Source organism: Zhongshania sp., assembly GCF_029212375.1.
In the GTDB taxonomy this organism is placed as follows: Bacteria; Pseudomonadota; Gammaproteobacteria; order Pseudomonadales; family Spongiibacteraceae; genus Spongiibacter.
In genome coordinates, this window is the sequence record NZ_JARGNU010000012.1 from 23,688 (window position 1) to 43,840 (window position 20,153).

Consider the following 20,153-nt stretch of genomic DNA (forward strand, 5'->3'; position numbering starts at 1 on the left):
CAGATTCTGAATCAAGTTCAGAATGACGAAGTAGGGCGTTCAGAATGACGAGGTAGGGCGTTCAAAATGACGGCCTCTCCGGTTTAAGGGCTGGCGTAGATTATGTATTTAAATGGCCTAGGCGCCCATATCGCCCCAGCGGTATTGCAAGATACTAATGGCGGCTATAGGCGCGGTTTCGGTGCGTAAAACTCGCGGCCCCAGTTGTAGCGCAGCGAAATCCTGCCGTAAACAATCTGCTATTTCACTGTCGCTCAGGCCGCCTTCGGGGCCGACCAACAGCGCCACGTCGGTGGCGTGATCAGCGGTAATAGTGCCTGCTACGGCAGGGCACAGTACCAGTTTTACTGGCGCGCTCAAGTCATTGCACCACTGCGCGAGGGGCTGGGCAGTATTGATAGTGACCAAATCATTGCGGCCGCACTGCTCGCAGGCGCTGATCATAATTTGCTGCCAGTGGCGCTGTTTTTTCTCTAGCCGCTCACCGCTGAGCTTTACGTCTACCCGCTCGGTAAACAGTGGCGTTATGGCGGTAACGCCCAGCTCGGTGGCTTTTTGAATAACCCAATCGAAGCGGTCGCCCTTGGAAATACCAATGCCCAGCTCTATTTTTAGCGGAGAAATTGGCATGGTTTTTAGTGGCGTGCTATCGACCTGACAGCTTACGCTGCGCTTGGAGGCCTCGGTAATGGTCGCCGCATAGGCATGGCCGTCGCCATTAAACAGCAGCAACTCCCGTCCGGCGCGCATCCGCAGTACTTGGCCAATATAGTGGGCGGCGCGCTCGTCTAGGCTAAGCTCGCCGCCAGACAAGGGCTGATCTACATAAACGCGTGGCACTCGCATCTTAATTTAACACCTTGATAAAGGCTTTGGAGTTGCGCTGAAAATTGTAGAGCTGCTTTTTAGCAGGCGGCAGATCGTCGATTTTACACTCCACATAGCCCTGCTCCTGAAACCAGTGGGCGGTTTGGGTGGTAAGCACAAACACTGAATCTAAACCCTGATGGCGGGCTTCTTTTTCGAGCAGTGCTAACAAACGCTCGGCGCGGTCGGCGCCCCGGTAATCGGGGTGAGTGGCAACGCAGGCAATTTCGCCGCTGCGTTGTTCGGGGTAGGGGTAGAGCGCCGCGCAGGCGACCACCATGCCGTCGCGGACCAGAATTTTGAAATGGTTTATTTCGTTTTCTAGCAATTCCCGCGAGCGTTTTAAAAGTACGCCCTTGGCCTCTAGCGGCTCGATGATCGCAAGCAGGCCACCGACGTCGTCGATATCGGCAGTCATAAACTGCTCGTAATGCTCTTGGGTAATCAAGGTGCCGGCGCCGTCGCGGGTGAATAATTCCCGCAGCAGGGCGCCGTCTTGCTGGAAGGACACCATATGGCAGCGATTGATACCAATATCGCCGGCCTCGACCACCGCCTGCACAATGCTGTCGTGTTTTAGTAGGGGTTGTTTGGCCAGCTCGCTGTCAACGTCGCGATACTCACACTGGTGAATTAATTGGCCGTCGCTATCGAGCAAACCAGCATCGCAGGTGAATAAAATTAATTTGTCGGCCTTGAGCGCGGCGGCGGTGTGCACGGCTACGTCCTCGGCGGTAAGGTTGAAAACCTCGCCAGTCGGGGAATAGCCAATGGGCGACAGAATCACAATGTGCTGATTATTTAATTGCTGCTGCAGCGCGGCGGCGTCTACTTTGCGGACCATGCCGGTGTGCCGTAAATCGACGCCATCAACCACGCCAATAGGACGGGCGGTAACGTAGTTGCCCGAGCACACGCGAATGGCTGCGCCGTGCATGGGTGAGTTGGCCACCCCCATCGACAGCAGGGCTTCAATATGGGCGCGCAAGGTGCCGGCGGCGTCGGTGACGCAGCGCAGCTCAATGTCGTCGGTGACGCGCAAATCATTGTGATAGCGGCTTTCAATGCCCGCGTCTTTAACGCGCTGCTCGATTTGCGGGCGGGCGCCATGAATCAAAATTAGGCGCACGCCAAGACTGTTGAGCAGGGCGATGTCGTGCACAATATTGGCAAAATTGGGGTGGGCCACGGCTTCGCCGCCAAACATCAATACAAAGGTTTTACCGCGATGGGCATTGATGTAGGGCGCAGAGTTGCGGAACCATTTTACGTAATCGGTTTGTGCAGACATGGCAGTGCCGTGTGTTATGGCTGGTGGCTTTATTTTCTTTGGAATGTCATAGGCTTACAAGGCATTTTTACACTCGCCATGCAGTTGGCTGAATTCACTGCGGCGGCGTTTGGTTGTTAAGGCCAGAAATAATAGGCTGCGCTTGAATTTAATTGATGACACAGTGGCGTGTTTGGCGCTACAAAGGCGCTTTTTTGGGGAGCAAACAGTGGCGGCGGAATTACTCGTAGCGGCGCCAGACGCCGAACTGATTTTTGATCAAATCGCCGATGCCTTAGTCGAAACTGGCTATGTGGTCTTGCCTCTAGCGCTGCCGCCGAGCATTGCCGAGGCACTGTTCTTGCGCATAGCCTCCTTTGAAGATGAGGTCTTTCAGGCGGCGGGGGTGGGCCGCGCTGACGAGTTTCAGCTTAACCCCTTTGTGCGCAAAGACGAGATTCGCTGGCTGAGCCAGCAAGACCCCGTCGAGGCCAGTTACTTGGCGTGGATGGAACAATTGCGGCGGGGGCTAAATCGCCGCTTGTTTATGGGCTTATTTGATTACGAGGCGCATTTCTCGCGCTATACCGAGGGCGCTTTTTACAAAAAGCATGTTGATGCGTTTAAGGGCCGCACTAACCGCGTTTTGTCCACGGTGTTTTACTTAAACCCAGGCTGGGCTTTGGCCGATGGCGGTCAGTTATTGATGTATAGCGATACCCTGCAGCCGAGCGTGGAGCCAATAAGTAAAATAGCGCCGCTCATGGGCAGTTTGGTGGTGTTTCTCAGTGATCGCTTTCCCCACGAAGTGACCGCGGCCAGCCGCCTGCGTTACAGCATTGCCGGGTGGTTTCGGGTTAATGCGACGCTAGGCGCGCATATTGATCCGCCCCGTTAGGCGGCACCTTTGCTTCTATCTGCCTTAAAGGCGGCGCAGCAAACCCAAGGTATTTACCCGTGCAATCTCTTCAAACAGGCCAGATGCCAACGCCAGCTTGTAAATGGCATAAGGCGCTTGGCCGCCTTCTTCTGGCGCGGGGAATAAATCGTGAACCGCCAATATCCCTCCTTTAATGATATGTGTTGCCCAGCAGCGGTAGTCGCAAAGCGCAGCGTCGAGGCTGTGGCCGCCGTCTATAAAGACCATTGCTAGCGGCGTTTGCCAGTGGCGGGCGCTGACTTCTGAGGTGGCAACTAGCGGCACCACGGTGTCTTCCAATCCGGCGCGACGAATATTGCGGCGAAACTCTTTGAAGGTGTCGAAGCGGGCTTCGCTGGCATCGTACAGTTCGGGGTCGTGAAACATCTCGCCAACTTGATGTTCTTCGGAGCCAATATGGTGATCCACCGCATACACCACGCCCTGCTTTTGTTGGCAGGCGAGGGCCAAATAAATGGTGGATTTACCGCAGTAACTGCCCACCTCTAGCACCGGGCCACGCTCGGCAACACTCAGCGCGTAGTCATACAGCGCCTGGGCTTCGTCGTCGGCCAAAAAGCCTTTGATGTTGCTCATATCCAAAGGGCTTGTAATAGGGAGTGCAATGCTCATGGTCTACTCTGCGTGGCTTTTAGGGAATTTATTGTCAGGCCAAATATGGTGTGGCAGCACGGTGACGGAAGCGAAGCTTAGCCAACATCAACCCACCGAGCAACTTAGCATCTTGTTCCCTTGGCAATACTGCGATTAACATGGCAATGGTGTATGTTGCTGGTGGCGGTAATAATTTAAACACAATAATTGAATAGCCGAGGGTGCTGTTATGCTCAAATTATACGGATTTGCAGTGAGTAATTATTTCAATATGGTGAAGCACGCCCTATTGCATAAAGGCCTCGATTTTGACGAGGTCACCACCTTTCCGGGTATGGATCCGGCGTTCAATATTAAAAGCCCGATGGGTAAAGTGCCGTGTATTGAAACCGAGCAAGGCTGCTTAGCAGAAACCAGCGTTATTCTTAATTATTTAGAAACAACTTACCCAGCAAAGCCGCTCTTGCCTGCGGATGCTTTTCAGCGCGCTAAAGTAAATGAAATTATGAAAGTGGCAGAACTGTATATTGAGTTACCAGCGCGCCGCTTATTTCCAGAGGTCTTGGCTGGCAAAGTAGTGAGCGACGATATTAAGGCCGACTCCCGCGAAACCCTTCAAAAAGGCTGCAAGGCACTGGCCGCGTTAGTTCACCTGCCAAACAGCAAGTATTTAGTTGGCGATGAGCTGACAATGGCCGATATTGTGGTGCGCTATGCCTTAATTACGGGAGGCCTGTGTGCTCAAAAAGTGTATCAATGGGATCTACTCAGTGAGGTGCCAGGCCTTGCTGAATGGAGTAAACACATGGCCGCAATGGACATTTCCAAGCAATTAGACAAAGCCAACCAAGAAGGCATGGCCGCGTTTTTACAAGCGGTAAAGGCTAAGTAGACGACTCTTTACGTAGATATGCCGGACCCAATACACCGTCATACCGGCCGTAAAAAATACGTCATACCGGCCTCCGAGCCGATATCTGGTGGGGTGGTTGTGAACTGGTTCAGTGGTAATGGATTCTGAATCAAGTTCAGAATGACAGCATTGTGCAGATATGCCGGACCAATACACCGTCATACCGGCCGTAAAAAATACGTCGTACCGGCCATAAAAATACGTCATACCGGCCCCCGAGCCGGTATCTGGTGGGGCGGTCGTAGACTGGTTCAGAGCTAAGGGGTGTGAGGCGTCGCGAGGTAAGCTAGGGCCTATGCCCCAGCTTCCAATAGCTCTAGTTCTTCCTGTAGTGCCAGCCACTGCTCTTCGATGTCGTCATTTTTTGCGCTGAGCTGGCCTTGCTCGGCCAGTATCTGCTTAAGCTTATTTTTATTCGCGTCATCGTAAAGTGTGACATCGGCAAGCTGTTGTTCAATGGCCGCCATTTGCTCACCAAGCTTGTGCATGGTTTGCTCTAGTTTTTTGATTTTTGAGGTTAGCGGCGCGAGCTGCGCGCGGCGCGCGGCGGCGTCTTGGCGGGCCTGCTTTTTGTCGATTAAGGGCGCGCTGGGGTCGGTGGCGCTTGCCGGCGCACTTTTATCGCGATTGAGCAGCCAGTGGCGGTAGTCTTCTAAGCTGCCGTCAAAGGGTTCGGCTTTGCCGCTGTCGACCAGCAAAAATTCATCTACCGTGTTGCGCAGCAGATGACGGTCGTGGGACACCAAAATCACCGCGCCTTCAAAATTTTGCAACGCCGTGGTGAGGGCGTGACACATTTCTAAATCAAGGTGGTTAGTGGGCTCATCGAGTAGTAACAGGTTTGGTTTCTGCCAAACAATGAGTGCCAGCGCCAGACGGGCTTTTTCACCGCCAGAGAAGTTTTCGCAACTCTGTTCGGCGTGGCTGCCGTGAAAATTGAAGCCACCGATGAAATTGCGAATTTCCTGTTCGCGGGCTGTCGGGCGCAGGCGCTGCAACTGGAGTATGGGGCTGGCGCTTAAGTCCAAAGATTCTAGCTGATGCTGGTTGAAATAGCCCATATACAGGTGTTCGCCCTGCTGGCGCTGGCCGTGCAGGGGTTGCAGGCTGCCCGCCAAGGTTTTCATGAGGGTTGATTTACCCGCGCCATTGGCGCCGAGCAGGCCCAGCCGGGTATTGGGGTGAATACTCAGGTTCAGTTTTTTTACAATCGCGCTGTTGTAGCCAAGGTCAGCCTGCGACAGGCTTAGCAGTGGGTCAGAGAACTGCGACGGCTCATAAAACTTAAAGCGAAACGGCGAGTCGATATGAGCCGGTGCAATTTCGGCCATGCGCTCTAGGGCTTTAAGCCGGCTCTGCGCCTGTTTGGCTTTGGTGGCTTTGGCGCGGAAACGGCGCACAAAGTCTTCCATGTGGGCGCGCACCACTTGTTGTTTTTCAAAGGCTTGCTGTTGTTGCGCCATGCGCTCGCCGCGCTGGCGTTCAAAGGCAGAGTAGTTGCCGCGATAGCGGGTCAGTGTTTCGCGCTCAAGATGCACAACGTGGTCGCAGCAGGCGTCGATAAAGTCGCGGTCGTGGGAGATAAGCAGCAGAGTGCCTTCGTAGCGGTGCAGCCACTGCTCCAGCCACAGGCTGGCGTCGAGATCCAAATGGTTGGTGGGTTCGTCCAGCAGCATTAGGTCTGAGGGACACATCAGCGCTTGGGCTAGGTTAAGGCGAATGCGCCAGCCGCCGGAGAAGTCATTTACCGACTTTTCGAGCTCGTCGAGCTTAAAGCCAAGACCGGTGAGCAGGCGCTCGGCGTCGCTGCGTATCTGGTAGGCATTAATTAGATCGAGTTCGCCGTGAAGTTCTGCGAGCTGATGGTCGTCGCGGCTGTTGGCGATTGCCGCTTCAATGTCGCGAAAACGGTGATGACCGTCTATAACATACTCTATGGCGGGTTGATTACTAGCGTCGACTTCTTGCCGCATCTGGGCAATTTGCCAGCTGCTGGGCAGGCGCAGCTCGCCGCTGTCGGGAATGAGTTTGCCGCACAGCAATTGAAATAGGCTAGATTTGCCGCTGCCATTGGCGCCGACCAGCGCAATATGTTCGCCGGGATTGACCCGCAGGTCGACTGCCTCTAATAATGGCTTGCCGCCGCGTTGTAAGCTGAGATTTAGGAGTTCTATCATGATGGGCCGCGATTATAGCGTGAGTATCGCTAATGGATGAAAAATTTGTTGATGATCGTCCCCGAGAAGCCATACGTGACTACTCGCTGTGGGATTATGCGCTGGCAGTGTACTCGCAACCGGCGATTCAAGCCCAGTGTTTACACTTGCAAGATCGTTACGAGCTAGATGTAAACTTGCTGTTGGCGGCCGGATATTGGGCCTGTGCCCAGCGCTGCTGGAGCAATGCGCAGGTCGATGAACTGGTGGCCGAGTCGGCGGAGCTGCGCGAAAACTATGTGTTGCCCCTGCGTGCCCTGCGTACCAATGCAACTGGGCCAAAGCGCAAGGCCCTATACCAAGCATTGAAAACCGCAGAGTTGGCTGCCGAGCGCTTGCAAATTGACGCAATTGCTCACCTGCTCAGTGTTATGCCCAGCAGTGCCCAGCCAGATGATGCAAACGAGTATGAGCTCAATCTGCAGGCTTATGCCCGTGTGTACACGGGCAGGGAGCGGGTTAGCTTAACGACGGATCTCGCGGAGTTGGCTGCGGCGATGGCCGCAGCGGTTAATTAGAAGTCGTCAAATAAGCTGGCTAGGCGATCTGTTTGTTTGTCTGGATGGCTGGGAATGTCGCTCATGCGGCGCACGCGGCGCTTGGGGCGGGGCAGGTCGATAGCGTCTTTTGATGGCGGGGCCGTGTCGGCAAGCGCGGCTGGTGTCTCGATGTTAGCGGCGGTATTGCTTGCTTCAGTTTTGACGGCGGTCTTGGCTGCTGGCTTTTCTGCCGGTTTTGGTCGGGCTGCGGCAGGCTCTTTAACTGCTGGCTTGGCTTTGTTGGCGCTGGGCTTGCTTAGTGGTTTGCCGAGCGACTTATCGGTGTCGAGCATGGCTTTCAATACGGCTCTTTCTTTGCGTAACAGTAGCCGCTGCTCAATAATTTTACCCCGTAACAACGCTAAGCTGGCCTGATCGCTCTCAATATTGCGCTGCAGGCTTGTTACGCTGGTTTTAATGCGGCCCTGTGCGCTTGGCTTGGCATTTTTGGGATCCTTAAGGCGATCTTGGTAGAGTTTGAGTTGCACACGCGCTTTGTCGAGCTGTGCTTTTTGCATGTTTTCTTCTTTTTCGAGGACAATGATCGCTTTTTCTAAGACGTTAATCTGCTTTTCCCTGAGCGTGAATAGCTCGGATTGCAAGTGGTGCAATGTTGCCAGTGGGCTGATAGTTGATTTGCCCTTGTTATTATTGCTACTAGTCATGAGTTTAACCCTGTAAATGGTTAAAAAAACATCAATTTACATTATACAAACTTGTCACAGAGAATCTATCACTGAAGTGTTGGCGCAGCTCAAGGTATTTATTGATAATGGCTCTGGGCCTGTTGGAACGCTTGTGGCAGACTGAGGTCTGATAACACATGTCGAATCCACGACGGTTTTTTTATCCATAAAATTAAGGTAGTTACATGAAAAAGACACTGGTATGTGCGGTGGTATTGAGTGGTCTGCTTACGGCTTGTAATGACGATGCATCGTCAAAAGCTAATTTAGATACCGAGATCGGCAAGGTGAGCTATGGCATCGGCGCGAATATCGGTGCTCGTTTTGGCGATGACCTGCCCCTAGACGTTAATTCCTTCAGTGCTGGGGTGCGTGACGCACTTGCCGGTGGCGAAATGCAGATGTCTGAAGAAGACATTATGAGTACCCTGCAAGCCTACCAGCAGAAGCAGCTGGCGCTACGTCAAGAAGAGGCTCAAGCCGCAGGCGGTAAAAACAAGGCAGAAGCAGAGGCCTTTTTTGCTAAAAACGCCAGCGTTGAGGGTGTAACTACCACCGACAGCGGTTTGCAGTATCAAGTATTGGTTGAAGGCAAAGGCGACAAACCGACGGCTGACGACACGGTAGAAGTGCATTATCACGGCACTTTGCTGGATGGCACTGTGTTTGACAGTTCGTACCAGCGTGGTGAAACCGTGAGTTTTCCTGTTGGCGGCGTTATTCCCGGCTGGACCGAGGCATTGCAGTTGATGCCAGTTGGTTCTAAATGGAAATTGTTTATACCGCCAGCCCTTGCCTACGGCGCGGGTGGTGCGGGTGAAATGATTGGCCCAAATGCCGCATTGGTATTTGATGTTGAGCTGATCAAGATTGTTGGCGCCGAATAAGCTGCTAAGGTAGTTTGCCAAAAAGCCCCGCACGTTGGGGCTTTTTTACGCTTGTATATTGTACTGTTGACTGAAATCGGCTTTTGCGGTGGGCTTGAACAGTAGAAATGTGAACACTATAAAAACAAAAACCGGCCCTAGAGCCGGTATATGTGGTGCAGTACATCCCTGTATGCACCGGTGTCATCCTTGACGCTGTTAAGTGTACTCGCTTCGCTAAGCAGGGAAATCGGCAATTAACCCCTTGTTGTGTAGGAAATATCGCAAACAGTGTGCAGCGCTCGCTGTTGAGTTTGGCCTGCTGCAGCGTGTTATGGGCTAACAATTTGAAATTAAAACATAAGCTTAGACAGTATCTGCTCGCTCCAATCCCGTAGTTTTTGCCTGTCTTGCGCCGAACTTGTGGTATTTGGTAGTACTGCGTCGGTATGGATTCTGCGATCGAACCAGAGCTGGCCAGAAGGGGCGTGCTCTACTTCTGGTGCGGTGGCTAGCCAAACCATGGTGTCTGCTCCCATTCGGCTGTCGCGAAGATAACGGTGCATGGCCTTGTTGAAGGCAGGTAAAGATTTAGCAACGCCGGGTGTGGCTGCCCAGCCTGGGTGCATGGTATGAATGTTCGCGAGCTGGCCTTCGCTGTGCTGGCTCATTGTTAATAGTGCGCGCTTGGCGCGCGCATAGGCTTTACTGCCATCGAAAGGGGGTTTGCAGTACTGGAGATCATCGAGTGCCAAACCCTGCAAATAAAGCCCGCCGGAGACCACATTAACCACTCTGCTATGTTGGGTGAAGCTCGGGCTTAGTGCCTTGGTAAGTAATAGCGGAGCAAGAAAATTTAGGGCTAAGCTGCGTTCAATGCCTTCCTCGGTGATTTGGCGCTCGGCAAACAGTGCGCCAGCATTGTTAATTAACACGTCGATGCGGGGGTAATTTGCGCTAATTTGCTTGGCGGTGGTCGCGGTATTTTTAAGTTTAGATAAGTCTGTGTTGTAGATGTGAAGGGCGTTGCTGGTACAGCCGCTAAAGTCTTGAATGGTCTTGGCCGCTTGGTCTAGGCGGGCTTTATCTCTGCCAATGAGAATTAAGCTGGCGCCGAGGCGGGCGAGCTCGCAGGCCGCGCTAAGGCCTAGACCAGCCGTGGGACCGGTGATTGCAATCACTTTGCCATCTGCGCGTGTTGAGTGGGATTTTCTGGCTTGGGTCAAATAGCCGCGACGACCGAAATTGAGCGCGGCGGGCAGTATAAGCCGGTCGGCAATGGCATCTTTAAAACCTAGCGCGGCGGGAGCCGCGGGGATTTCTAAGGCGTTCTGCAAGCCGCAAATGGCATTTTTACCGATACGTTTTAGCAGGGGGCTAATGAACCACGCAAAGGGCGATGGCAGCCAGTCGAGGTGGAGCTCGGCGCAATAGTGAATTTCGGTAGTGTACGGGTCTAAGGCTTTAAAGTTTAGGGTGTCTAGTGCTGAAAAATTACGCCCTACGCCGCGCAATACCAGTTGCCGCTGCTCGTCTATATCGATTTGGGTGTAGAGCATAACGGTGGATTGGCCGCTGGGCAGTTTTAGTACTAGTTGGTATTCACTACCAATTTCTGCCGAGCCAGGGCTTAGCTTACGGGCGCGCAATACCGCCGGATCCCACTGTTCGATCGTGGCGAAGTCCCGCAAGTAGGCAAAGCAATCGGCGATAGGCCGCTTTACGGTAATGTGTTCTTCTAGGGTTTGAATCATCGGGCCTGACCAGTGAGGTGTGCCTTAGCTTATACGCTGGCAACAACAACTCCGATCAAGCCGTGCGGGGGTGGTAGATTAAGGTGGTCTAATGCAAAAGCGGGCTTGAGCTTTACCGGCCGCCGTCTTTGTGAGGTGGCTTACTTACTAAAGTGCGCGGTTTGCCACTTTAGCTAATGTGTGGGCAAGGGTTTAGCCCATATCGGGTATAAAAAGGATCAAAATGGCCATCGCGCCAAGCAGCAGCGCGAGGTGGATATTAAATCGATCGTTACTGGTGGTTATAGCGTCATCCTTGCTATTAAGCATCGCCGTCTCTCCTGTTGAAGCGCCGCGTTTATAGTATCTGTAAGTACGCAGGGGTGGTGCCAGTGATTATCTTGGTAGTAATTCTCTGTTGCTCAAAAGCGGCCGGTAGTGCGCTAGCGGCCGCTTTTAAGGGCAAACCACGATGTGAAACTACGATATACTAGGTCGCGCCTATCTACGTAACGGGTGCTAAATGAGTTCTGCCCTTAGTGAGGGTATTTGAGTTATAGATGGAGATGCGAATTGAAAAAGCAGGGTGTTAAACCGGTAAGTAGTAGCGAACCGAAAACCCGTGCCCGGAGAATGTCGCCGGAGTTGCGCCACGAGCAAATATTGCACTGTGGCATTCAGATGTTTGCCGAGCGGGGATTGGCCAATGCTAATCACGCGGATATTTCCGCTGCAGTGGGGGTGTCTATTCCAACGGTATTTCATTATTTTCCGTCGATAGACATGCTACAAAGATCAGTGCTGACCGAAATCCACCGCTATTTTCTCGATCAAATGATTATTGTGCGTTTAGATAAAGCGGCACCGGCTTATGAACGCATTGAAGATTTGCTGCTCGCCTTTCAGATTTTGATCGATGAGAACAGCCATTACGTGCGGATATGGCTGGAGTGGTCAGGTTTTACGCGGGGCTTTATTTGGGATATGTACCTCGATTTTTATAAAGAAGCGGTATCCGGTCTGCGCAAACTGCTTTTGGAAGGTCGCCAAGATAACTCCATCTCGACAGAAATTAATGCCAGTGACGCCGCGCGGGTTATTATGGGTATGGCGCACACCGTCGCCCATATGCGTTATTCCGGCAATTCTAAACGCACCGTGCAAAATACCGTGCACTCGCTCGTTATGAGCTATTTGGCGCCGGAAGAATAACGCCTTCGCCTCCCCTTATTCTGTTCGCGAACTGGACTGTGTGGCCCAATAGGCCTACCGAGACCGCTTGCCTAGGGAATTATATTGACTTAATGGTCAATAGTTGATATCAAGATTCCTTGGGGCTCGGCAAATAAATGTGGCCGCGATCAGCAGCGAAGCCATTGGGCTACCTAGCCCCATGTTTAGAGCTAGTGTGCAGGCGCGAACAGCGCTCAAGCTGGCGAAGGTTCGGCGCCAAGGATTGCCAAGTACACATTAGTTGGTCATCAGTTTGTGCTACAACATAAGATACAAAGCCTCTCGCGTTTTTGACATTATTGTTTGTGTATGTGCTCAAACTTACTTGGAATCGTGATTTACTGAATGCCAGACTTTGGCTTGGTGCAGAATACCTTGTTTTTCGACCCTATTTGCTAGGGGGTGAGCGCTGTACGCAGCTGAAAAGCTATTGGCAACCGAATTTTTTAAATGTATCTGCTTGCGTATCAAGGGCTCTGCCGTGATAGCACTAATAAATGTAGAGTTATTCTTAATAGAGAGCGCCACGCCGGTGCATTGGAGTTAGTAAATGGATGTATTTAATACCACCGACGCAATAGCGAAAATTAAGGCCGGACCACAGGGGCCAAGCATAGGCGCTTTTTTTGATTTTGACGGCACCTTGATTGACGGCTATTCGGTTGCTGAGTATTTCAAAGAGCGTATTCGCAATCGCACAATTAGTGTTAAAGAACTTGTTACTGGAGTGACGGCCCCATTTAAGGGAATTGCCAACGAGGCAGAGTTCACGCTGTTGTTTAAAGATTTAATCGCCGAGTGGGCAGGTAATAGCGAGGAAGAGGTTAGGGCGCTGTGGCAAAAATTATTTATTGAACGCATTGCACGACACATGTTTCACGAAGCCTATAGTCTGGTGCAGGCTCATATGCGCGCAGGTCACACCGTGGCCATTGCCTCGTCGGCAACCCGCTACCAAATAGAACCCTTGGCGACCGAATACGGTATAGAGCATATTCTGGCCACCGAGCTAGAAATTAAGCGCGGCATTGTTAACGGCAAACTACACGGCGAGCCGCTGTGGGGTAAAAACAAAGCGGCCGCGGTTCGCCGTTTTGCCAAAACACAAAAAATTAGCCTGAGCAAAAGTTACGGCTACGCCAATGGCGATGAAGATATCGACTTCTTATCTACCGTTGGTTTAGCCACCGCAGTTAACCCCCAGAAAGAGCTGCTGCTCAAAGCGAGCGCCGAAGCTTGGCCGGTATTAACTTTCGATCCTCGCAAGCGCGCACCGTTTAAAGCGTTTGCCGGAACCGTGGGCGCGTATTCGGCAATGACCGCAACAATGCTAGCCGGCATGGCGTATAACCGCTTTTACAAAGAACCGCGCCGCGCAGCCGATATGGTTGGCACCATTGGCAGTGAGTTGGGCTTGGCACTGGCCGGTATAAAAGTGAATATTCTCAATGAGCACAATCTGTGGCGGGTGCGTCCCGCAGTGTTTATTTTGAATCACCAGAGCAAACTCGATTTCTTTATTTTCTACAATATTATTCGCCGCGAACTTACCGGTGTTGTTAAAAAAGAAGCCGAAAATGTCCCGGTGATTGGTCCCTTTTTACGCATGGCTGAAATGTCCTTCCTTGATCGCAGCAACTCCAAAAAAGCGATTGATGCACTGCAACCCGCAGTAGACCGCCTGAAGCGCGGCTTGTCGGTGGCCATTGCGCCAGAGGGTACGCGCTCTTACACACCCAAGGTTGGGCGCTTCAAAAAAGGCGCTTTTCATATTGCGATGCAAGCGGGCGTGCCTATTGTGCCGGTGGTAATACGCAATGCTGGCGAATTAATGTGGCGCGAAGATGCAACGATGCGCGCTGGCACGGTGGATATTTGCGTGCTAGACCCAATCGATGTGAGCCAGTGGGACCCTGCAAATTTAGATGACAATATTGCCGCCGTGCGCCAATTGTTTGTAGATACCTTGGCAGATTGGCCTACCGAGACCAAAACAATGAACGACAGCAGCTTGGTAAATTAAGCGCAGCAAATAAACACAGAGCAGGATGTTCTTATGCAAGAAGTGCAAAAGCCGGTCACGGCGGACGAAGTTCCGGCTGCCGCCCCAGACTCAAAACCAAAGCCAGCGCCAAAGCCGCGCAGAGTCGCTAAAGCGCGTGTAAATAAAGTTGCCGCTGTTAATGCAGCTCCCCAGCAAGCCGAGGCCTGCAGCCCTGAGCGCTTGCAGGTCTTGCGCAGTTGGGGCGGTGATAAAGTCATGTCTGCCGCCGAAGCCATTATGTGGCGTATGGAAGTGTTGCCAAAAACCCGCTCCACCGGCACCTCGGTGCATATGCTGGACGGCTGCCCAGATTGGCAGCGCTTTTTAGATACCATGACCTGGATGGTGAGCTCGGTGCCGCGTTTGCGGCAAAAGGTGTTTGAAACCGGTATTCCCGGCCAGCTACCGTGCTGGGTAAACGACGATACCTTCAGCCTGCACTACCATGTGCGCCGCGTGTCGCTGCCAGCGCCTGGCGGTTATCGGGAGCTAATGGATTTTTTAGAAACCTTCGCCACCACGCCCTGCGATCGTAGCCGGCCACCATGGGAAGTCGTATTGATTGAAGGCTGTGCAGAACAGCGCAGCGCCTTTGCAATGAAAATTCACCATAGCCTGACCGACGGCAGTGGCTTAATACAATTATTTAACAGTTTTCTGGCCCGCGACCCTAATGAGCATTTTCATGCAGACGCAAAATGGCAGACCGCAGGCACACCTTGGTCGCGGAATTTTGCGGCGCGGGTAATTGGCGACGCCAAACATTTTTCTGGTGGCGTGTCGGCCTTGGGCCGGCAGAGTATGGCGTGGCTGCGCAGTGGTAATACCGAATTTTCGCGTATCGCCTTAAATTATAGCCGCTCTCTTATCGCCTTAACCCAGGCGCAAAGTGGCGGTGGTTCGCCGCTGTTTCGCAAGCGCAGCTTGGCAACTCGGTTTGAGTTACTAGACGTGCCCTTTGCGCCCTTAAAGGCCGCCGCTAAAGCTGCTGGCGTGTCGTTTAATGATGTTTATCTGGCAGGGATTATTGGCGGCTTTCGTCGTTACCACGAAGCCTACGATATGACACTCGAAGCAGTGCCATTGTCTTTTCCCGTAAGTGTGCGCAAGCCCGGTGACTCAGCGGGCGGCAACAAATTTAGCGGAGTAAGTTACCGCGCCCCAGTACACAGCGATTTGGCAGCCCAACTAAAAGAAGTGAGTGAGTTTGTTAGCCGAGTGCGCAAAGAGCCGGCAATCGACTTTTTTAACCAGATAATGCCAGGCCTATTGGCTATGCCAAGTTCCGTTGTGGCGGCGCTCATGTCATTGGTAACGAGTCGCATGGATGCCCAAGCCAGTAATATCCCCGGTATGCGCGACACCGCGTACTTGGCCGGCACCAAGGTTTTGGCGCACTACGCTCTGCCACCACGGCCTGGCTGCGCGGTGATGTACGCCATGATTACGCACGGTGACAACGCCTGCATTGCTTTAAATATTGATCCGGCGGCCATCATCGAGCCACAGCTCCTGCTTGATAGCGTCACTGCCGAATTTAACGACATTATTCGGCAGTACGCCGCAAATTAAGGGAGTAACTATGAAGCAAAGTAATGGCAAGTTTAGCGGCTGCGACGGCGTTAAAATTTTCTGGCAGTGTTGGCACGCAGAAAATCCTGTGGCGGTCATGATTATTGCCCACGGCCTAGGCGAACACGGTGGTCGTTACGCCGAATTGGCGAACGCGCTGGTGGCTAAAAATATCACCGTTTACGCAATCGACCATCGCGGCCACGGCCAGTCTTATGGCCATCGCGGCGCGATCAATCGCTTACAATATTGTATAGACGATTTAGATCAGCTGGTTGATAAAGTGACCGAAGAGCACAAACTGCCACTGCTGCTGTTTGGGCATAGCATGGGCGGCGCAATCTCGGTGGCCTACACCTTGCAGCACCAAGAAAAACTATCGGCATTACTATTGTCTGGTGCGGCCTTGTCGGTAGACGCCATCAATACGCCGATACAATTATTTTGTGGCATTGTGAGTACCTTTGTTCCCAACCTGCCGTCGTTTAGTGTTGCCCCCAACTTGGTGAGTCGCGACCCAGGCGTGGTTAAAGATTATTCAGACGACCCTTTAAACCTTACGTCGCGAGTTCCTTTAAAAACTATTTCTGAGCTGGTAAATAAAGTCACCAAATTACCGGCGCAATTTTCCAATATCAGTTTGCCAATATTTATAATGCACGGCAGCGACGATAAATTGGTGCCTGCCTCGTCCAGCGAAATATTGTTTGAGGGCGTAAGTTCAATAGACAAAGCCCTCAAGATTTACCCTGATTTCTATCACGAAATACTCAATGAACTGCCAGAAGATCGACAGCAAGTGGTCAGCGATATTGTCGCTTGGGTAGGCGAGCGCTATCCCGCAGCGTAAGTTGTAGCGACTCTAAAATGCATAGTGCGAGGCGACTCTCACTGTGCATTTTTTGTTTTTGGCACCCTGTAAATGTCATTCCCCGATATACCGGTATTGTGAAGGCTACCTTTGTCATTCTGAATTTGATTCAGAATCCAGTACCACTGAAATGGCTCACGGTTACCCCACCAGATGCCGGATCAAGTCCGGCATGACTGCAATCAGTGCTATCAGCGGGAACAATGCCGAGCATTATAAGTGGGAGAATGGCTCCGATGGTTGGTACTTATTGAACTCTGACTTATTGAGTGTAATTCAGGAGAGAGTTCCACTTAGAGAATCAGAGTGTCGTCACTTTCACAATAATTCTCAGCAATTCTTCTATGTGCTGTCTGGCACTGCTCAAATTGAAATATCAGGCATTACCTACAACGTTGGTAGGGGCCATGGAATTCATATTGCTGCAAAAGAAGCGCATCAGTTAAAAAATAGTGGCAGTGTTGATCTAGAGTTCTTATTCGTCTCAGAGCCAATGAGTCACGGCGATAGAGTAAATACTTAATAATTACAAACAAGGGGGGATTCTCTGCGCTTCGCGGTCCTAATTTCCCCAGTTGTAAGAGTTTGAAGGTAAATCATATGAAACATCTTCCGGAAAATGTAGTGGCTTATAAAAGAACTTCTGAATTCAATGAAGACACCATTCCTAGCGGCTTGCTCAATGATCACAGCACTAAAGAGTCTGTCTGGGGCAAGATTGTGGTTCTTGATGGCAAGTTGCAATACACCATAAATGAGCCTGAGAGTGAAGTTGTTGTTCTTGATGAAAATATATTTGGTGTGGTTGAGCCGAAAGTACTCCACTCAGTTAAGCCTCTAGGCAAGGTAAGATTCTACGTCGAATTTTGCAAGTAGGGCACTTTTTAACGAGCGCTATGCATATTGTTCGCTGCAATAATTGGACTTTCTCCAAGAGGTTTGTTCTGAACTTTTTGGGAATGTAAGCAAGTCTTGAGTGTGCAAAAAAAGAACCTAAAACAGTTACGGTTTTAGGTTCTGAAAGGGGCTTTAGATTAACGCGAAGCCGCTATAATTCAGCGCAAGCTAGCAAAGAATTTGCGGATATCTTGGGTGAGCTGCTCGGGTTCTTCCATTGCGGCAAAGTGGCCGCCGCTTGGCATTTCTGAGTAGTGCTGCAAATTATAGTAGTGCTCTATCCACGCTTTGGGTTGGCCGAGCACTTCCTCTGGGAAGATGGCTAAGCCGACGGGGGTTTCTACCACTGGGCTGCGGTCGTGGGACGGCGTCCAGGGGCGGTGCACGGCTTCGTAGTAAAAGCGCGCCGAGGTGCCAAAGCTTTGAGTAAGCCAATACAGCATGACCGTGGTAATGAGATCGTCTTTTGAAAAGCGGCTCTCTACGTTGCCGCCGCAGTCACTCCAGTCGCGACGCTTTTCTATAATCCACGAGCACAGGCCAACTGGCGAGTCGTTTAGTGCGTTAGCAAGGGTTTGCGGGCGGGTTGTTTGCAGGGCGAAGTAACCGCCGCCGTCGGCAAAAAACATCGCGTTTTTTTCGGCAATGCTTTGGTCTGCGGCAGTAAAGAAGCGCTCTTCAACAACGCCACCACTGAAGGTGTCTAGCGGTAGCATGGTGGTGAAGTGGGCGCCAATTAGGCGGTCGGCGTATTTGTGACCGAGCTGGGCGGTGATAATCGCGCCCCAGTCGTGGCCGTGGGCGGCAAATTTGTCGTAGCCCAGCCCCGTCATTAACTTTACAAATATATCGGCGGCGCTGCTGAAGTTAATACCGGCGGTGGTCAGTGGCGTTGAAAAGCCGTAGCCGGGCAGTGAGGGAATCACCACGTCAAAGGCGTCGGCGGGGTCGCCGCCATAAGCGGCGGGGTCGGTTAGTGGGCCAATGAGTTTTTGGTAATCCCAAAAGGTCCAGGGCCAGCCGTGGCTTAAGAGCAGCGGGGTGGGCGAGGGGCCAACGCCTTTCTTGTGCAGAAAGTGAATGGGCATGCCGTCGATGTCGGCGCGAAAATGCTCAAACTGGTTCATGGTCGCTTCGTGTTCGCGCCAGTTGTAATCTGTGCGCCAGTAGTCGACTAGCTCTTTTAAATAAGCGGCATTGGTGCCGTATTCCCAGTTGTCATTGCTAAAGTCGTCGCAAAAGCGAGCGCTGTCTAAGCGCCTCTGTAAATCGTCGAGCTGACTTTTATTAATATCTATAACAAAGCGTTCAATGTTCATCGAGTAAATTTCCTTATTAATGCCAAAGCAGCGTCAGGTTTAGCCCATCATCTTTTCAAGCAAGGCCAGCATTTTGTCGGTGTGTGGCGCCTTGAAGAATGGCGTTAAGCTGAGTAATCCTTGCTTGTAATAGCCTTTGCCGTGGCTTAATTGACGGAAACCGTCAAAGCCGTGATAAGAACCCATGCCGCTGTGACCAACACCGCCGAGGGGCATGGTGTCTTGTAAAACGTGGGCGGCAATATCGTTTACGACCATGCCGCCGGAGGTGGTGTTGTGCTTTAGCAAATTTATTTCGGATGGGGATTTGCCAAAGTAATACAACGCCAAGGGCCGCTCGCCGGCATTGATGTGGCCAACGACGGTAGAGATGTCGGAGTAGGTTTTGATTGGCATGGCGGGGCCAAAAATTTCGTCGGTCATAATTTTGCAATCGTCGCTGGGGTCGATAACCAAGGTTGGTGCCAGCTTGTGGTGGTCGTGCAGTGCGTCTAAGCCAATGTCGTCAGACAGCGGAATAGTTTCAAAGCCTTTGCTCATTGCCTCTTGAATGTAAGAGGCAATACGGGCGCGATGGCGGGCGTTGATGATCGAGCCGTAGTCGTCGTTGTTGGCAAGATGGCCAAAATTGTCGGACACAAAGTTTTTAGCGAGGCGAATAAACTCGGGCAGCACTTCTTTTTTAACAAAGGTGTAGTCGGGGGCCAAGCAAATTTGCCCCGCGTTCATGGTCTTAAAGGTGAAGATGCGTTCAACCGCAGCTTTTAAGTCGGCGCCCTCGCCAATAATAACGGGGCATTTGCCGCCTAGTTCTAATGTTAAAGGAACGAGGTTTTCGGCGGCGGCGCGCATTACGTGTTTGGCCACCGAGGGGGCGCCGGTGAACACGAGGTGGTCAAAAGCTTGCGAGGTAAACGCCGAGGCAACTTCGGGGCCGCCGTTGACCACGGTAATTTCTTCGGGGCTAAAAGACTCTGCGAATAATTCTGCCAATAATTCTGAGGTAGCCGGAGTTAGCTCAGAGGGCTTTATGATGGCGCGATTCCCCGCTGCAATAGCGTTGCCAAGCGGTGAAAACGTGAGCTGAATTGGGAAATTCCACGGTGCAACAATACCGACCACGCCCAGTGGCTGATAAAAAACATGGGCGTCGGCACCCAGTACATTCAGCGGGAATTTAGCGCCGCGCTTTTCTGGCTTCATCCATTTGGCGGTATTTTTGCGGCAGTATTTAAGGCTTTCGATGGGTACTAGTATGTCAAAAACCACGCTGTCGAAGTGGGAGCGCGCGCTGTAATCGGCTTTTAGGGTGGCGGCCAGCTTCTGCTTATTGGTGCGCAGCATGGCGATTAAGCGATCTAGGCGGTCGATCCGCGTTTTGGCGCTCGGGTAGCCTTCGGCAAGAAAACTGGCGCGCTGAAGATCAACGGCTTCTTTTATACTTTGAAAGTCTGAAACGGGGTTTTCGGCTAGGGGGGCAACGCTGTTCATAGTATAAACCTCTGATCTGAGGGTGTGGTTATGGCTGCGATTATGTCCTTACGCTAGGTGTGGAAAAACCGCGGAATTGGGTGTTTTAAGCTGTTATTTTGA

18 protein-coding genes are annotated in these 20,153 nt (G+C 51.9%); 10 read left to right on the forward strand and 8 right to left on the reverse strand.

What is annotated here, in order from left to right; translation table 11 throughout:
- Window positions 1-117: 117 nt before the first annotated feature.
- On the reverse strand, window positions 118-846 hold the full coding sequence (locus tag P1U47_RS12695; protein ID WP_301029387.1) for a 16S rRNA (uracil(1498)-N(3))-methyltransferase: 729 nt from the start codon (window positions 844-846) through the stop codon (window positions 118-120).
- A gap of 1 nt (window position 847) precedes the next feature.
- Window positions 848-2,158, reverse strand: a complete 1,311-nt coding sequence (gene argA / locus P1U47_RS12700) for an amino-acid N-acetyltransferase (protein WP_301029388.1) — start codon at window positions 2,156-2,158, stop codon at window positions 848-850.
- Window positions 2,159-2,366: 208 nt separating this feature from the next.
- On the opposite strand from argA, the gene P1U47_RS12705 reads away from it, so the two are divergent.
- Complete coding sequence (locus P1U47_RS12705; RefSeq protein ID WP_301029389.1) at window positions 2,367-3,035, forward strand: 2OG-Fe(II) oxygenase; 669 nt, start codon at window positions 2,367-2,369, stop codon at window positions 3,033-3,035.
- A gap of 24 nt (window positions 3,036-3,059) precedes the next feature.
- Here the strand turns inward: P1U47_RS12705 and P1U47_RS12710 are convergent, their stop codons facing one another.
- Window positions 3,060-3,689 carry a class I SAM-dependent methyltransferase gene (locus P1U47_RS12710; RefSeq protein WP_301029390.1) on the reverse strand — a complete coding sequence of 210 codons (630 nt, stop codon included), beginning with the start codon at window positions 3,687-3,689 and terminating at the stop codon, window positions 3,060-3,062.
- A gap of 211 nt (window positions 3,690-3,900) precedes the next feature.
- Between P1U47_RS12710 and P1U47_RS12715 the strand changes: the two genes are divergently transcribed.
- On the forward strand, window positions 3,901-4,563 hold the full coding sequence (locus P1U47_RS12715) for a glutathione S-transferase family protein (RefSeq protein WP_301029392.1): 663 nt from the start codon (window positions 3,901-3,903) through the stop codon (window positions 4,561-4,563).
- A 314-nt stretch (window positions 4,564-4,877) separates the two neighbouring features.
- Here P1U47_RS12715 and P1U47_RS12720 read toward each other — a convergent pair whose 3' ends face one another.
- Window positions 4,878-6,761 carry an ATP-binding cassette domain-containing protein gene (locus P1U47_RS12720; RefSeq protein WP_301029393.1) on the reverse strand — a complete coding sequence of 628 codons (1,884 nt, stop codon included), beginning with the start codon at window positions 6,759-6,761 and terminating at the stop codon, window positions 4,878-4,880.
- A gap of 32 nt (window positions 6,762-6,793) precedes the next feature.
- Between P1U47_RS12720 and P1U47_RS12725 the strand changes: the two genes are divergently transcribed.
- Window positions 6,794-7,318: a TIGR02444 family protein gene (locus tag P1U47_RS12725; protein WP_301029395.1), complete on the forward strand. Its 525-nt coding sequence runs from the start codon at window positions 6,794-6,796 to the stop codon at window positions 7,316-7,318.
- On the opposite strand, the gene P1U47_RS12730 is transcribed toward P1U47_RS12725, so the two are convergent.
- Window positions 7,315-8,004, reverse strand: a complete 690-nt coding sequence (locus P1U47_RS12730; protein ID WP_301029397.1) for a hypothetical protein — start codon at window positions 8,002-8,004, stop codon at window positions 7,315-7,317. The genes P1U47_RS12725 and P1U47_RS12730 overlap by 4 nt on opposite strands.
- A 206-nt stretch (window positions 8,005-8,210) precedes the next feature.
- Here P1U47_RS12730 and P1U47_RS12735 point away from each other — a divergent pair, with 206 nt between their 5' ends.
- On the forward strand, window positions 8,211-8,912 hold the full coding sequence (locus P1U47_RS12735; protein WP_301029398.1) for an FKBP-type peptidyl-prolyl cis-trans isomerase: 702 nt from the start codon (window positions 8,211-8,213) through the stop codon (window positions 8,910-8,912).
- Between the two features lie 332 nt (window positions 8,913-9,244).
- Here the strand turns inward: P1U47_RS12735 and P1U47_RS12740 are convergent, their stop codons facing one another.
- The gene (locus P1U47_RS12740) at window positions 9,245-10,645 is read right to left on the reverse strand and encodes an SDR family NAD(P)-dependent oxidoreductase (RefSeq protein WP_301029399.1); all 1,401 of its coding nucleotides are present in this window, start codon (window positions 10,643-10,645) and stop codon (window positions 9,245-9,247) included.
- Window positions 10,646-11,197: 552 nt separating this feature from the next.
- Here P1U47_RS12740 and P1U47_RS12745 point away from each other — a divergent pair.
- The 6 genes from P1U47_RS12745 to P1U47_RS12770 all read left to right on the forward strand — a co-directional run bounded on the left by P1U47_RS12745 (window position 11,198) and on the right by P1U47_RS12770 (window position 17,220).
- Entirely contained in the window at window positions 11,198-11,836 is a 639-nt protein-coding gene (locus P1U47_RS12745; RefSeq protein ID WP_301029401.1) for a TetR/AcrR family transcriptional regulator, read from the forward strand.
- A 571-nt stretch (window positions 11,837-12,407) separates the two neighbouring features.
- The gene (locus tag P1U47_RS12750) at window positions 12,408-13,880 is read left to right on the forward strand and encodes an HAD-IB family hydrolase (RefSeq protein WP_301029402.1); all 1,473 of its coding nucleotides are present in this window, start codon (window positions 12,408-12,410) and stop codon (window positions 13,878-13,880) included.
- Between the two features lie 33 nt (window positions 13,881-13,913).
- Window positions 13,914-15,473 (forward strand): wax ester/triacylglycerol synthase domain-containing protein, encoded by a 1,560-nt coding sequence (locus P1U47_RS12755; RefSeq protein WP_301029404.1) that lies wholly within the window; start codon window positions 13,914-13,916, stop codon window positions 15,471-15,473.
- Between the two features lie 10 nt (window positions 15,474-15,483).
- Window positions 15,484-16,323 carry an alpha/beta hydrolase gene (locus P1U47_RS12760; protein ID WP_301029406.1) on the forward strand — a complete coding sequence of 280 codons (840 nt, stop codon included), beginning with the start codon at window positions 15,484-15,486 and terminating at the stop codon, window positions 16,321-16,323.
- 193 nt (window positions 16,324-16,516) lie between these two features.
- Entirely contained in the window at window positions 16,517-16,867 is a 351-nt protein-coding gene (locus P1U47_RS12765; protein WP_301029407.1) for a cupin domain-containing protein, read from the forward strand.
- A gap of 77 nt (window positions 16,868-16,944) precedes the next feature.
- Window positions 16,945-17,220 carry a DUF1971 domain-containing protein gene (locus P1U47_RS12770; RefSeq protein WP_301029408.1) on the forward strand — a complete coding sequence of 92 codons (276 nt, stop codon included), beginning with the start codon at window positions 16,945-16,947 and terminating at the stop codon, window positions 17,218-17,220.
- A 179-nt stretch (window positions 17,221-17,399) separates the two neighbouring features.
- Here P1U47_RS12770 and P1U47_RS12775 read toward each other — a convergent pair whose 3' ends face one another.
- Both P1U47_RS12775 and P1U47_RS12780 read right to left on the reverse strand, forming a co-directional pair.
- Entirely contained in the window at window positions 17,400-18,560 is a 1,161-nt protein-coding gene (locus P1U47_RS12775; protein ID WP_301029409.1) for an epoxide hydrolase family protein, read from the reverse strand.
- A gap of 39 nt (window positions 18,561-18,599) precedes the next feature.
- A complete protein-coding gene (locus tag P1U47_RS12780) occupies window positions 18,600-20,051 on the reverse strand; it encodes a coniferyl aldehyde dehydrogenase (RefSeq protein WP_301029410.1) in 1,452 nt (483 codons plus the stop codon).
- Window positions 20,052-20,153 lie beyond the last annotated feature (102 nt).

Excerpts from the sequence above, each read along its gene's own strand:
- P1U47_RS12710 (WP_301029390.1), bottom strand. The coding sequence starts at position 3,689 with ATGAGCATTGCACTCCCTATTACAAGCCCTTTGGATATGAGCAACATC.
- P1U47_RS12770 (WP_301029408.1), top strand. The coding sequence starts at position 16,945 with ATGAAACATCTTCCGGAAAATGTAGTGGCTTATAAAAGAACTTCTGAA.
- P1U47_RS12695 (WP_301029387.1), bottom strand. The coding sequence starts at position 846 with ATGCGAGTGCCACGCGTTTATGTAGATCAGCCCTTGTCTGGCGGCGAG.
- P1U47_RS12725 (WP_301029395.1), top strand. The coding sequence starts at position 6,794 with ATGGATGAAAAATTTGTTGATGATCGTCCCCGAGAAGCCATACGTGAC.
- argA (WP_301029388.1), bottom strand. The coding sequence starts at position 2,158 with ATGTCTGCACAAACCGATTACGTAAAATGGTTCCGCAACTCTGCGCCC.
- P1U47_RS12720 (WP_301029393.1), bottom strand. The coding sequence starts at position 6,761 with ATGATAGAACTCCTAAATCTCAGCTTACAACGCGGCGGCAAGCCATTA.
- P1U47_RS12730 (WP_301029397.1), bottom strand. The coding sequence starts at position 8,004 with ATGACTAGTAGCAATAATAACAAGGGCAAATCAACTATCAGCCCACTG.
- P1U47_RS12715 (WP_301029392.1), top strand. The coding sequence starts at position 3,901 with ATGCTCAAATTATACGGATTTGCAGTGAGTAATTATTTCAATATGGTG.
- P1U47_RS12775 (WP_301029409.1), bottom strand. The coding sequence starts at position 18,560 with ATGAACATTGAACGCTTTGTTATAGATATTAATAAAAGTCAGCTCGAC.
- P1U47_RS12750 (WP_301029402.1), top strand. The coding sequence starts at position 12,408 with ATGGATGTATTTAATACCACCGACGCAATAGCGAAAATTAAGGCCGGA.
- P1U47_RS12740 (WP_301029399.1), bottom strand. The coding sequence starts at position 10,645 with ATGATTCAAACCCTAGAAGAACACATTACCGTAAAGCGGCCTATCGCC.
- P1U47_RS12735 (WP_301029398.1), top strand. The coding sequence starts at position 8,211 with ATGAAAAAGACACTGGTATGTGCGGTGGTATTGAGTGGTCTGCTTACG.
- P1U47_RS12780 (WP_301029410.1), bottom strand. The coding sequence starts at position 20,051 with ATGAACAGCGTTGCCCCCCTAGCCGAAAACCCCGTTTCAGACTTTCAA.
- P1U47_RS12765 (WP_301029407.1), top strand. The coding sequence starts at position 16,517 with ATGACTGCAATCAGTGCTATCAGCGGGAACAATGCCGAGCATTATAAG.
- P1U47_RS12755 (WP_301029404.1), top strand. The coding sequence starts at position 13,914 with ATGCAAGAAGTGCAAAAGCCGGTCACGGCGGACGAAGTTCCGGCTGCC.
- P1U47_RS12760 (WP_301029406.1), top strand. The coding sequence starts at position 15,484 with ATGAAGCAAAGTAATGGCAAGTTTAGCGGCTGCGACGGCGTTAAAATT.